Annotated in this window: 11 protein-coding genes; 7 read left to right on the forward strand and 4 right to left on the reverse strand. The window is 58.7% G+C overall.

The window, feature by feature from the left end; translation table 11 throughout:
• Nucleotides 1-58 precede the first annotated feature (58 nt).
• The gene (punR, locus tag WG29040_RS00205; protein ID WP_003445862.1) at nucleotides 59-982 is read right to left on the reverse strand and encodes a DNA-binding transcriptional activator PunR; all 924 of its coding nucleotides are present in this window, start codon (nucleotides 980-982) and stop codon (nucleotides 59-61) included.
• 117 nt (nucleotides 983-1,099) lie between these two features.
• On the opposite strand from punR, the gene punC reads away from it, so the two are divergent.
• Nucleotides 1,100-2,281, forward strand: coding sequence for a purine nucleoside transporter PunC (gene punC / locus WG29040_RS00210; protein WP_010657170.1), 1,182 nt, complete (start codon nucleotides 1,100-1,102; stop codon nucleotides 2,279-2,281).
• Between the two features lie 57 nt (nucleotides 2,282-2,338).
• Nucleotides 2,339-2,875, forward strand: a complete 537-nt coding sequence (locus WG29040_RS00215; RefSeq protein WP_003445860.1) for a hypothetical protein — start codon at nucleotides 2,339-2,341, stop codon at nucleotides 2,873-2,875.
• 90 nt (nucleotides 2,876-2,965) lie between these two features.
• Here the strand turns inward: WG29040_RS00215 and WG29040_RS00220 are convergent, their stop codons facing one another.
• Nucleotides 2,966-3,661, reverse strand: a complete 696-nt coding sequence (locus WG29040_RS00220; RefSeq protein WP_127195335.1) for a pirin family protein — start codon at nucleotides 3,659-3,661, stop codon at nucleotides 2,966-2,968.
• A 258-nt stretch (nucleotides 3,662-3,919) separates the two neighbouring features.
• Here WG29040_RS00220 and WG29040_RS00225 point away from each other — a divergent pair, with 258 nt between their 5' ends.
• The gene (locus WG29040_RS00225; protein WP_127195336.1) at nucleotides 3,920-6,397 is read left to right on the forward strand and encodes a UvrD-helicase domain-containing protein; all 2,478 of its coding nucleotides are present in this window, start codon (nucleotides 3,920-3,922) and stop codon (nucleotides 6,395-6,397) included.
• Nucleotides 6,398-6,862: 465 nt separating this feature from the next.
• Here the strand turns inward: WG29040_RS00225 and WG29040_RS00230 are convergent, their stop codons facing one another.
• A complete protein-coding gene (locus tag WG29040_RS00230) occupies nucleotides 6,863-7,141 on the reverse strand; it encodes a DUF1652 domain-containing protein (protein WP_003445856.1) in 279 nt (92 codons plus the stop codon).
• Between the two features lie 258 nt (nucleotides 7,142-7,399).
• On the opposite strand from WG29040_RS00230, the gene WG29040_RS00235 reads away from it, so the two are divergent.
• The 4 genes from WG29040_RS00235 to WG29040_RS00250 all read left to right on the forward strand — a co-directional run bounded on the left by WG29040_RS00235 (nucleotide 7,400) and on the right by WG29040_RS00250 (nucleotide 11,196).
• The gene (locus WG29040_RS00235) at nucleotides 7,400-8,218 is read left to right on the forward strand and encodes an AraC family transcriptional regulator (RefSeq protein ID WP_003445855.1); all 819 of its coding nucleotides are present in this window, start codon (nucleotides 7,400-7,402) and stop codon (nucleotides 8,216-8,218) included.
• Between the two features lie 49 nt (nucleotides 8,219-8,267).
• Complete coding sequence (locus WG29040_RS00240; RefSeq protein ID WP_127195337.1) at nucleotides 8,268-9,674, forward strand: FAD-binding oxidoreductase; 1,407 nt, start codon at nucleotides 8,268-8,270, stop codon at nucleotides 9,672-9,674.
• A 30-nt stretch (nucleotides 9,675-9,704) separates the two neighbouring features.
• Complete coding sequence (locus tag WG29040_RS00245; RefSeq protein ID WP_010657167.1) at nucleotides 9,705-10,046, forward strand: cupin domain-containing protein; 342 nt, start codon at nucleotides 9,705-9,707, stop codon at nucleotides 10,044-10,046.
• 70 nt (nucleotides 10,047-10,116) lie between these two features.
• Entirely contained in the window at nucleotides 10,117-11,196 is a 1,080-nt protein-coding gene (locus tag WG29040_RS00250) for a polyamine ABC transporter substrate-binding protein (protein ID WP_003445852.1), read from the forward strand.
• On the opposite strand, the gene WG29040_RS00255 is transcribed toward WG29040_RS00250, so the two are convergent.
• A complete protein-coding gene (locus WG29040_RS00255; RefSeq protein WP_037001812.1) occupies nucleotides 11,197-12,171 on the reverse strand; it encodes an NAD(P)-dependent oxidoreductase in 975 nt (324 codons plus the stop codon).
• Between the last annotated feature and the right edge of the window lie 17 nt (nucleotides 12,172-12,188).

Raw genomic sequence — 12,188 nt, forward strand, 5'->3', positions numbered from 1 at the left:
TCAGATCCGGCCTGCACGGCCCTGATGATGGCCCGGGCTCAGCCCCCGGCCTGTTCGTTCATGACTCCTCAGCGCCCGCATCATTAAGCCATTCCTGGCTCAGGGTGGGCGTGTCCCCCAAATATTCCAGCAACCAGTTCATCGCCGGAGAATGATTGTTCTGTACCCAGGCTAAGCATGAGGGGCTGGCCGGGAAAGGGCGTTGCAGATGCAGTGCCTGCAATCGGCCTTGCTCGATCAGGGGCTGGGCCAGGTGGGCAGGCACCATGCCCACGCACAGTCCATCGCTAAGGCAGGCCAGCCCCGTAGTCCAGTCGGGCACCATCATCCGGCGCTGGTTATCCAGGGTCCAGGTGTCACGTTTGGGCAGGTTGCGCGAGGTATCGTCCATGCACAGTGAAGGGTAGGGGCGCAGTTGCTCATCGCCGAGCAAGCCGTCAACCCGGGCCAGTGGATGCTGCGGGCTGACCACGCACAGCCAGTGCAGAAAGCCCATGTCGCGAAAGGCAAAACTGCCTGCCACCGGCACTGCCCTGGTGGCGCCGATGACCAGGTCGGTACGCCCATCCACCAGCGCATCCCACACTCCGTTGTATACCTCGTACTGAACAATCAGCTCCACATCGGGAAAGTGCCGATAAAAGTCGATCACCATTTGCCGGCAGCGCGGGTGTTTGATGATCGAGTCCACGCTCACCCGCAACTGGCCGCTCCAGCCATTGGCGACCTGTTGGCACAGGCGCCGGGTGCCGAGCATTTTCTTCATCACATCACGGGCTTCTTTGACAAACACCTGTCCGGCCGGGGTCAGCTCGACATCGCGATGGCGACGCACAAACAGGGGTACGGCCAGCCACTGCTCCAGTTGGCGCACTGTGTAGCTGATGGCCGAAGGCACACGGTGCAGCTCCTGGGCGGCACCGCTGAAGCTGCCGTGGCGGGCGACGGCATCGATTACGTCCAGCGAGTATTCAGACCACATGGCTTGCCTTCAAAATTATTGATGTCATTAGGCAATTATTATCGCTTCACAAGCAAATGTGCAGATGGATAATGCACGCCAGTCAACAAATTGTTTGATGGCAAGTTTTGGAAGCCCATGAAAAACTCTTTTGGTTTTACCTGTTACCTCGCGGGGCTCAGCATGCTGGGCTACCTGGCCATGGATATGTACTTGCCGGCCTTCGGCACGTTGCGCAGCGAGCTGGGGCTGTCTTCCGGCGCGGTTGGCGCCAGTCTCAGCATCTTTCTGGCCGGTTTTGCCTTTGGCCAATTGCTCTGGGGACCGCTGTCTGACCGTCTGGGTCGCAAGCCGGTGCTGCTGGCGGGGCTGTCGATGTTTGCCCTGGGGTGCCTGGGGATGTTGTGGGTCGATAACAGTGTGTTGCTCCTGAGCCTGCGGTTTATCCAGGCGATCGGCATCTGCGCGGCGGCTGTGACCTGGCAAGCATTGGTAATCGATCGCTTCCCGGCCGATAAAGCCAATCGGGTATTTGCCAGCATCATGCCGTTGATGGCCTTGTCGCCTGCGCTGGCACCGCTGTTGGGGGCTGTGGTGCTGAGCCATTTGGGCTGGCAGGCGATTTTCAGTGTGTTGCTCGGTTTGGCGGTGCTGTTGATAGTGCCGACCCTGTTGCTCAAAGAAAAAGCCCGCGCCCCGGCAACAATCGTCACCTCTAAAGTGAGCTATTGGCAGCTGCTGCGCTCGCCCGGTTTCAGCGGCAACGTGATGATCTTTGCCGCCTGCTCGGCCAGTTTCTTTGCCTGGTTGACGGCTTCTCCTTTCATCCTTGGCGATATGGGCTACAGCCCCAGTGATATCGGCTTGAGCTACGCGTTTCCGACCCTGGCCTTCATGATCGGCGGTTACAGCTGCCGCAGTGCCTTGCAGCGGATCAAGGGCCACACGCTATTGCCGTGGCTGTTGCTGGCGTATTGCATCAGCATGGTGGGCCTGTACTGCGTTGCCACAATGACCGAGCCGACCTTGACCACGTTGCTTATCCCGTTTTGTTTGATGGCATTGGTCAACGGCGCGAGCTACCCCATCGTCGTGGCCCATGCTCTGATGCCGTTTTCGGAAAATTCGGGCAAGGCCGCCGCTTTGCAAAACACCCTGCAACTGGGTCTGTGTTTTCTCGGTAGCCTGCTGGTGTCGGGTTTTATCACCGAGCCCCTGCAGATCACCGTTGAGGTGATGTTGGCCACGGCTCCCCTGGCTGTGTTGGGGTATCTGATCCAGCGCCGCAAATCACCTGCAGCGAGCTGTGTCACAGGCTGAACTTTGTAATGGACGGCTCTATCCAACAGTGTTCGAGACATTGCCCGGGCGCTGCGGATGAGCAAAATAATTACGTCGCACAGTGAGTTACAGATTCAGAGCGAGCACGATGCCAAAATGTTCGGCTCGCCCAAGGACCGGCTGGATTTCTACCGGCGTGAAATCCAGTACGAGACCAGCATCCTGTCCCACCGCACCGATGCGTATCTGGCGGCCCAGTCATTTCTGGTGATCGCCTTTGCATCCTGCATGGCTAACCTCAACCCGGAGTGGGGCAAGTTTTTCACCCTCACAGTACCGCCCATGCTGGCGGTGCTCGGGATACTGATCTCACTTAATGCGTGGCCGGGGATCCGGGCGGCCTACGACATCATCGATCACTGGCACTTCAAACAGAGCGAACTGCTCAGCAGTCAGCCGGTCATGGGCATGGCCTACGATGAATCACCGTTGTTTTGCGAGATGGAGTCCACCCACAAGGGGTATAAAAAATCCTTGATGTTTTCCGTGCGCTCGCCTTGGTTGTTCGCCTGTTTCTGGCTGGTGCTGGGTGCATTTTCTCTCTACATCCAGATCGACAATCCCCTGAGCTGAAGCCTGTCGCCGGCACGGCCGGCGCAAGCGTGCAGGCTATAAAAAAGGCCGGACACCCCTGAAGGTGCCGGCCTTTTTTCAAGTCATCAATCAGGCGATATCCACCAGCACGATCTCGCTGTCTTCAATGGCCGTGACTCGCAACCGGGTCTCATCAACCACGGCCACTCCATCCCGGGCGCCGGCGCGCAAGCCGTTGACTTCAATCATCCCGGTGGCAGGCACCAGATACGCCCGGCGGCCGCTGTCCAGTGCATACTCCGCTGTTTCCCCGGCCTTCAGGTTGGCCGCCACCAGGCGTGCATCGGCGCGGATGCGCAAGCTTTGGTCATCGCCGTCCTTGCCACTGGCCAGGGTTACAAAGCCTTCGCGCCGGCCTTTGGGGAAGGGTCTGGCGCCCCAGGCCGGTGCGTCACCTTGCTGATTGGGAATGATCCAGATCTGGAAGATTTTGCTCGGCGTCGACTCCATGTTGTATTCGCTGTGGGCAATCCCGGTGCCTGCGCTCATGACTTGCACATCGCCGGCTTCAGTCCGGCCTTTGTTGCCCAGGTTGTCTTCATGGCTGATGGCGCCTTCGCGGACATAGGTGATGATCTCCATGTCGCGGTGGGGGTGTTTCGGGAAACCTGTACCGGGGGCAATCACATCGTCGTTCCACACCCGCAGGTTGCCCCAGTTCATTCGGGTCGGATCGTAGTATTCGGCGAACGAAAAGTGATGGTGAGCGTCCAGCCAGCCGTGGTTTGCGCCGCCCAGGGTGTTGAAGGGTCTGAGTTCAAGCATGATGCTTCTCCTGTTCAGGTGGCCCGTGCGCTGTGGACGGTTACCCGGTTGCTGATGGGGTGATTTTCCATCAAGAACATATCGATAAAAAGCTGAAAATATGCTTTAAAACTATCTATTTGTTAGATGTATTTTTCCGTCAACACATCCGTGCCTACTTTCATAAAATGCTCTAAAGAGCTGATTCTCCTAGATATCTTGGCGCAATGCAGCGACCATAGCCCATCCGCCCGGACAGCCTCACACCCTGGAGTCAGCGTGCCGCAACACATTCCCGATTTGCCCGAAGAACTCGCCCCTCTAACCCGATTACCCTTGCTCAAGCGCCTGGCCGCCAGACTCTTTGGCAGCGGCCTGAACCATTTACGTGCGCAACATGCCGCCTCCTGGTTGCAGGGTCAGGCCGACGGGTTTCGCAGCGGGCACAGCGCCGGGGTGGATTATGGCTTTGAAGAAGGGCATGCCGAGGGGCTGGAACAAGGCCGGCAAGTATTGTTCATCAGTGATACCCGCCCGCAGGTGCTGCGTGCGCCGGGCATCGACGACAACCTGTTCGATGACTGGCGCCTGCCGCTGACCGCCGAGCTGAAAAAGCAGATCAAGGCCGATGTTGCGGCGATCCTGCCCGAACAGGCACAGCCCAGTGCCGCCCAGTGGAAGATGATCCTCAGCGATACACCTTCGACCTCGGTGGTTGCCGGGGCCGGGGCTGGCAAGTCGACATCGCTGGTGCTGCGTATTCTGCTGCTCAGCCATTACCTGGGTTTTGAACTCGGTTCGATGACGGTGGTGACCTTCACCCGCGAGTCGCGCAAGGACTTCATCAGCAAACTGCAATCCATTTTTGCCTTGTGGGGCCGCACCCTGAGCCTCAAGGAAGCGCGGGATGTGGTGCGCACTTTCCATTCACGGATCTTGCCCATGGTCCGCAGCTTACCCGGCTACAGCCAGTTGCAGGCATTCGAGACCCTGAGCACGCGCACTTTGCTCAATGACGATGACAGCGACAGCAACCCGTTTGATCTGCGGATCAATGATGCCCAGCGCCAGCAACTGAATGCCTGCTATCACGGGCTTTACACCCGGGATCAGCGTTTTCGCGAGACCCTGGCACCCCTCTGCCGGCATGCCCTGCAACTCAAGGAGCTGGAACGCGATCACCCGGATGTGCAAAAACGCATGGCAGTGACCGAGCTGGCCGCCAAGCGCGACGAAGAGTTGTGTGACACCCTCGAAGACCTGTGGTTTGCCGCGGGCGCCTGGCCGATCCAGGGCATTGAGCCGAGCCGGGAAACCGTACAAATCAATGGTGCGCAGTTCCATTGCCACGGGTATGTGCCGCAACTGGATGCGTGGGTGGTGCTCGGGTTTGATCCGCGGGAAAACCCGCAAATCTGCAGGCCGGGGGCCAAGTTGAGCGTGCGCGCCGAATGGGCAGTAAAGCGCACTCTGTTTCGAGCTTTTTGCAGTAAGCCTTTGATTTGGCTGGAAAGCTATGATGCTGCAAAGCGTGTTATTACCTCGCTGGCGGGTGATGCCAGTGCGGGTCCGGGTTTTGATTACAAGCTCAAGGGCGAACTGAGTTCGGCGCCGTTGCTGGACTGTTTTGTCGCGGCTGCCAGCTTTATAGAGAACCTGGGGCTGGACGTTGCCGCGGCCGTGGGGGACATGGCATTTGCCGCCGATGATCCGGACCGATTTTTCTTCGAGGCCCTGAGCCTTTACTGGCGCGCGCTGGAAGATCACTTGCTGGCACAGTCGCCGCCGGTGATGACCTATAACCGCATGTTTTCGCTGTTCGGCGAGAACACCCCACAAAACTTCAAATTGCTGAGCCATGAGCAACTGCGCCCGCTGTCGCATTTGATGATCGATGAGTTCCAGGACGTTTCGCCGCAAATCGTTTCCTGGTTAAGGGCCAGCCTGCGGGAAATCCGCAGTCGAGGCCCGGCGATGCATGTCGGGCGTGGTGCCCAGCGTTCATCGTTACTCTGTGTGGGTGATGACTGGCAGTCGATCTATGGCTGGCGCGGCAGTTCGCCCAAGTACTTCATGGAGTTCAACAAGGAATTCCCGTCGCCCGCCACCACCCGGGTGATGCTCAGCGACAACTTTCGTAGCCATCAGCACATCATCGATGCTGCCGAGCATATCGTGCGTGCAGCACCTTCGATTGCCGGCAAACGGGCCAAAGCCAGTGGCGAGCCCAAGGTGCCAGTACCGGTGAATGTATTGAGCCGCGATGACCAGGCTTTGGCAGCGCGGTTGATTGAACATTACAACGCTGGGGATAGCGTCTTAATGTTGTATCGAAAAAGCAGCGATAAGTTATTGATTGAGAAGGATATTCAGTCGGTAGTTAATGTGGATTCTAGGTTGGCGCCTGAAGACCGTCGGCTCAAGCAACTGACCTATCACAGCTCCAAGGGCTTGCAGGCTGACGCGGTGTTCCTGTTGGGTGACTGTCAGCACCTGACGTCTTCGCCGTATAAAAACCAGGTCTATCGCATGGCGGGCCTGGGCAAGGATGGTGACCCGGACCCTTACGATACGGCGCAGAAGGATGAAATCCTGCGCCTGGCCTATGTGGGCATTACCCGGGCGGTGACGCATTGTTACTGGTATCTGGAAAACCCGGATGCCCAGGGTCCGAACATCCCCAGGGCCTCAGACCGCATCCCTCGGGGCAAGGTATTCTTTGAGGATCTGCGCAAGGTATCTGAGCCCGCCGGATAGACCTTTTGCAGGAACTGGCTTGCAGATTTATGGGCCGGTGAGATTTATTGTGGGAGCTGGCAAGCCCACTCCCAAAGAGTCATGCACCGGTCAGATTTCTTGTGGGAGCTGGCTTGCCAGCGATTCAGGCGGCAAGGTCAGGCGGGTAGACCGGGTCGATGCCATCGCGGGCAAGCCCACTCCCACAGGTGGCAAGTGCCACTCTGATTTACTGTAGGAGCAGGCTTGCCCACTCCCACAGAGTCATGTGCCGGTGAGATTTATTGTGGGAGCTGGCTTGCCAGCGATTCAGGCGGCAAGGTCAGGTGGGTAGACCGGGTCGATGCCATCGCGGGCAAGCCCACTCCTACAGGTGGCAGGTGCCACTCAGATTTACTGCAGGAGCTGGCAAGCCCACCCCCAAAAAGTCATGCACCGGTCAGATTTCTTGTGGGAGCTGGCTTGCCAGCGATGCAGGCGGCGCGGTCAGGCCTGCGCCTGCCAGGTCATCGGCGGGACGAAGCTTTCGAGTTCGTCTTCCACCGCCTGGATGATATTGCTCACCTGACCCGGGGTCATGGTGGTTGCGCAGGGGATGCCGGCGATGGCGATCAGGGTTTCGCCACTGGCACGATCAAACAGGCGGGCAACCAGGCTTCCCGGCGCATCCATGGTCGCCTCGAAACCCATTGGATGAAAATGCCAGCGCATCAGCTGGCAGGCATTGGGGAAGGTAACCTTGTGCATGTCGCGTGTTTTGTTCATGGAGCACTTCCTTTTGCTCTGAATTTAAACAGCCAGAGAACAATCTCCGGCAGATGTTTTAGCGAGTGTTTCGTGTTTAAACCTATCATCCATATTCTGTGGCGCTAAGCCTTTTGTTACATACCGATAGACTGTTTAATCCGGTTTTGATGCACATCAAGCCCTGAAGCGTTTTTTTAGCCGTTTACCCCTGCACCTGGCCATTGCTGCCAACGCACAAACTCGGCACTCTCTGCTCTTTTTGCCTACGAGCGTTCCATGTCAGACCCCGATGACGGCCCCGAACAGACCCGCGCTACCGGTCAGACCGTGATGCGTTACCACTTGTGCTGGAAGCACCGAGACCTGGACGGGGTGATGGCGCTTTATCACCCGGACGTGTGCTATCACGATTTTTTTCAGAATCGGGTCATGGCCCTCGACGAACTGCGCGAGTACGTGCGTCTGTCCATGCCAAGGGAGCCGGATGAAGCGCTGGAGCATAGCGATCGTATCCGTCTGGATGGCAATACGGCGTTCATTCAATATCGCATGACCCTGCGTGGCAGCCAGGGGCTGGTGTCATTCCGAGCCAGTGAGGCGATTACGGTGCGCGACGGGCTGATCTGGCGGGTCAATGAGTACGCATCCCTGGTCCATGAAACCGCGATCAATCCGGCGCTCAAACCCTCATTGAGACCGGCCGTCAGCCGTCTTGGGCTCTCGGCGCGGCAATTGAGTTTCATGGCCCGGGACCTGCAAAGCTACTTCGAGCGCCAACAACCCTATCTCGACCCTGAGCTCGATCTGCAGCAAGTGGCCAGTGCCTGCGGCTATACACGTAACCAGATGTCGTATTTGCTCAACCAGGTATTGGGACAAAGCTTTTACCGCTATGTGAATCAGGCACGGCTGCGGCATGTACTGGCGGCAATGGATGCTGCGGTGTCGCCGGTCAAAGTCGATGAGGTGGCGTTCTCGGCCGGGTTCAATTCGATCTCGGCGTTCTACAGCTGTTTTCGCCAGCACACCGGCCAGTCACCCAAGGCTTACGCCAGACAAATTTCTTTGCGGGCACGCGCGCAAGACTTTTCCTGACGCCAGGAGGTAGGGTCGACCCATTCTTTGAAGCAGTGTGGAGTCGGTGATGCCAGCATGGCGCTCAATCAGTTTATGGATGGACCAGCTCGGGGATGAGCTTGCTCCCCGACCGGCGCTCGAACACGACCTGGATGTCGATGTGGCCATCATCGGCGCCGGTTACACCGGGCTCTGGACCGCGTACTACCTCAAGCGCCATGCGCCGCAACTGAGCATTGCCATTGTTGAAGCGCAAACGGCGGGCTTTGGCGCCTCCGGTCGCAACGGCGGCTGGCTGATGGGCAATTTGCTGGGCGAGGACCGGTTGCTGGCGGGCTTGTCTGCCGAGCAGCGTCGGGCCTCCTTCGATTTGCTGCACGGCATACCTGATGAAGTAAAAAACGTCATCGATCGTGAAGGCATCGACTGCGATTACCGCAAAGGGGGCGCTTTGTATTGCGCGGCCCGTTACCCCGAGCAAGAAGCCAGTCTGCGCAGTTATCTGGCCAGCCTCTACGCCCAGGGCTTGAACGAATCCGACTACCGCTGGCTGAGCCCGGGCGAACTGGCGCAACAGATCCGCGTCGCCAGGCCCTATGGCGGCATCTTCACTCCCCATGTTGCAACCATTCACCCGGCCAGACTGGTACGCGGCCTGGCCCGCGCCGTTGAGCGCATGGGGGTGCAGATATTCGAGCAAAGCCCGGTCACGCAATGGCAGTCGGGCCAGGTGGTCACAGCCAAAGCCCGGGTGCGCAGCCGCTGGGTGGTGCCGGCCGTGGAAGGCTACGCCAATACCTTGCCAACCCTGGGCCGCTATCAACTGCCGGTACAGAGCCTGCTGGTGGCCACAGAGCCTTTGTCCCAGGCCGTGTGGGACGAGATCGGTCTGTCCCGGGGCCAGGCCTTCAGCGAGAGCAGCCGTCAGGTCACTTACGGCCAGCGCACGGTGGATAACCGCCTGGTGTTCGGTGCGCGGGGCGGTTATCAGTTTGGCGGACGCCTGCGAGGCAATTTCGACCTCAGCGAAAGCGAAATTGAACTGCGCCGTTATTTGTTTGGCGAACTGTTCCCGCAGCTTAAAGACGTGCGTATCAGTCATGCCTGGGGCGGCAATCTGGGCATGTCGCGGCGGTTTCAGCCACACATGCTCTGTGATCGCCAGCAAGGCATCGCCCTGGCCGGCGGGTATGGCGGCGAAGGGGTAGGCGCCAGTCATCTGGGCGGCCGCACCCTGGCCGACCTGATTTTGCAACGCGACACCCTCGAGGTGACACAGCCCTGGGTGTTGACCGAAGGCGGACTCGCTGCGCTCAAGGCCTGGGAGCCGGAGCCCTGCCGCTGGCTGGGTTACAACGCAATTATCCGCAGCTTCGTCTACGAAGACCAAACCCTGGCCAACCCCCACAGCTCGCCCTTGCGTCGGCGCCTGGCCAGCCGCGTGGCCGGGTTTATGGAAGGTTTCATGCAGTAATTAAACGTCGTCTTGATCAGGAAGCATTTCATGAGCATCACTCAATTCAAAAACACGGCCCTGGTACCGCTACAAGAGTCCTTCCCGGTGGCCGTGCCGCTGGGTACGCCGGTGGCTATCACCTCGGTCACCTGTGTCGAGCGTAACGACGGGGTCGAAACCGGCATCTGGGAATGCACGCCGGGTCGCTGGCGCCGACAGATTGTGGCGCAAGAGTTTTGTCACTTCATTCAAGGGCGCTGCACCTTCACTCCGGATGACGGAGAAACCCTGACCATAGAAGCAGGGGATGCACTGATGTTGCCTGCCAACAGCACCGGCATCTGGGACATTCAGGAGACCGTGCGCAAGACCTATGTCCTGATCCTGTAAGCCTTTGCTCACTTAAAACTGCCGATACCTGCCTATAAAAAAGCTGCCAGAACATGCAAGGAATCGAATCATGATCCGTATGACCCTGTTGCCCCTGATGTTGGCCGGGACTTTGTGTCAGGCCGCCGAGACCGTGAAGGTCTATAACTGGTCCGACTACATCGCACCCGACACGATGAAGAACTTTTCCCGTGATTCCGGAGTTGCGTTTACCTACGACCTGTTTGACAGCAACGAGACCCTGGACGGCAGGTTGATGACCGGCAATTCCGGGTATGACGTGGTGTTTCCATCCAACCACTTTATGGCCCGGCAGATTCAGGGCGGGGCCCTGAAAAAGCTCGACAGAAGCCAGTTGCCCAACTGGAAAAACCTCAACCCGGTGCTGCTCAAGGCGCTGGAGGTCAACGATCCGGGGAACCAGCATGGTTTTCCGTACCTGTGGGGCAGTACCGGTATCGGCTACAACGTGGCCAAGGTCAAAGCGGTACTGGGCGAGAATGCCCCGGTGGATTCCTGGGACCTGATTTTCAAGCCTGAAAACATGGAAAAGCTCAGTAAATGCGGGGTCGCGATACTGGACAACGGTCCGGAAGTGCTGCCCGCGGCGCTGAATTACCTGGGCTTGCCCCATCACAGCAAGAACCCGCAGGACTACAAAAAAGCCGAAGCGCTGCTGATGAAAGTACGGCCCTATATCAGCTACTTTCACTCGTCCAAGTACACCAGCGACCTGGCCAACGGCAATATTTGTGTGGCGGTAGGCTTTTCGGGAGACATTCTGCAGGCCGAAACCCGGGCCAAAGAGGCCAGTAACGGGGTGGATATCGGTTATTCGATACCTAAGGAAGGTGCGGCGATCTGGTTTGATATGGTGGCCATGCCCGTCGACGCGCCGGACGAGAAGGCCGCTTACAGCTTCATGAACTACTTGCTGCGCCCAGACGTGATGGCCGGTATCACCAACTATGTGCATTACGCCAATGGCAACGAACAGGCCGATGCCTTGGTCAGCCCCGAGATCAAGGCTGACACCAAGGTCTATCCAACGGCGGCGATGATGGACAAGCTGTTTGCCCTCCAGGCCATGCCGTTGAATATCGACCGCATCCGCACGCGGCTATGGACCAAAATCAAGGCCGGTGAATGATCAGCCCAGTGCTTGTGGGTTAACCAGGTTGGCCGGGCGTTCACCGGCCAGTGCCGCCAGCAGATTATCGACCGCACAGCGGGCCATGGCTTCGCGGGTTTCGTGGGTGGCCGAACCTATGTGGGGGGTGGCCACCACGTTATCCAGCTGCCGTAGCGGCGAGGTCAGCTCCAGCGGTTCGCGCTCGAACACATCCAGCCCGGCTGCGCGAATCTGGCCCTCTTGCAAGGCCTGAATCAGTGCCGCTTCGTCCACCACCTTGCCCCGGGAGATATTGATAAAGATGCTCTCGGGGCGCATCAGGGCAAATTGCTCTGCGCCAATCAAGCCTTCGGTTTGCGCGGTCAGGGGCAGGGTCAGGCAGATAAAGTCGGCTTGCTGCAACAGTTCATCGAGGCTGCGGTACTGCGCGTTGAAGCGTGCCTCTACTGCAGGTTTTGGCGAATTGCTGTGGTAGATCACCGGCATGCCGAAGCCAAAGTGGCCGCGCTGGGCCAGGGCTTCGCCGATGCGGCCCATGCCAATGATGCCCAGGGTTTTGCCATGCACGTCGGTGCCGAACTGCTCGGGGCCGACGTTTTTTTGCCACTGGCCATTGCGCACCAGGTTGGCCAGCTCCACCACGCGCCGGGCGCTGGCCAGAATCAGGGCGAAACCGGTGTCGGCCGTGGTTTCGGTGAGCACGTCGGGGGTGTTGGTGAGCAGGACTTTGCGCTCGGTCAGATAGTCGATGTCGTAGTTATCAACCCCCACCGAAACGCTGGCCACGGCCTCCAGTGCCGGTGCCAGATCCAGCAGCTGCGCATCCAGCCTGAGGCTGGCCCCCAGCAATCCCTGGGCCTGGGGCAGGGCCGCCCGCAGTTGCTCCAGGCCCTGGGCATCAAGGCGCTTGATCAGGGTGACATTGACCTGATCTTCCAGGCGTTGCATCAGGGGCGCGGACAGTTCTTTGTACAGCACGACATTCTTTTTCAAGGTATTCACCGACGTTG

The sequence above is a fragment of the Pseudomonas sp. PAMC 29040 genome, from assembly GCF_003994535.1.
Classification (GTDB): Bacteria; Pseudomonadota; Gammaproteobacteria; order Pseudomonadales; family Pseudomonadaceae; genus Aquipseudomonas; species Aquipseudomonas paraversuta.

Coding starts and splice junctions, on each gene's coding strand:
- punR (WP_003445862.1), bottom strand. CDS start 982: ATGTGGTCTGAATACTCGCTGGACGTAATCGATGCCGTCGCCCGCCAC.
- punC (WP_010657170.1), top strand. CDS start 1,100: ATGAAAAACTCTTTTGGTTTTACCTGTTACCTCGCGGGGCTCAGCATG.
- WG29040_RS00215 (WP_003445860.1), top strand. CDS start 2,339: ATGAGCAAAATAATTACGTCGCACAGTGAGTTACAGATTCAGAGCGAG.
- WG29040_RS00220 (WP_127195335.1), bottom strand. CDS start 3,661: ATGCTTGAACTCAGACCCTTCAACACCCTGGGCGGCGCAAACCACGGC.
- WG29040_RS00230 (WP_003445856.1), bottom strand. CDS start 7,141: ATGAACAAAACACGCGACATGCACAAGGTTACCTTCCCCAATGCCTGC.
- WG29040_RS00235 (WP_003445855.1), top strand. CDS start 7,400: ATGTCAGACCCCGATGACGGCCCCGAACAGACCCGCGCTACCGGTCAG.
- WG29040_RS00240 (WP_127195337.1), top strand. CDS start 8,268: ATGCCAGCATGGCGCTCAATCAGTTTATGGATGGACCAGCTCGGGGAT.
- WG29040_RS00245 (WP_010657167.1), top strand. CDS start 9,705: ATGAGCATCACTCAATTCAAAAACACGGCCCTGGTACCGCTACAAGAG.
- WG29040_RS00250 (WP_003445852.1), top strand. CDS start 10,117: ATGATCCGTATGACCCTGTTGCCCCTGATGTTGGCCGGGACTTTGTGT.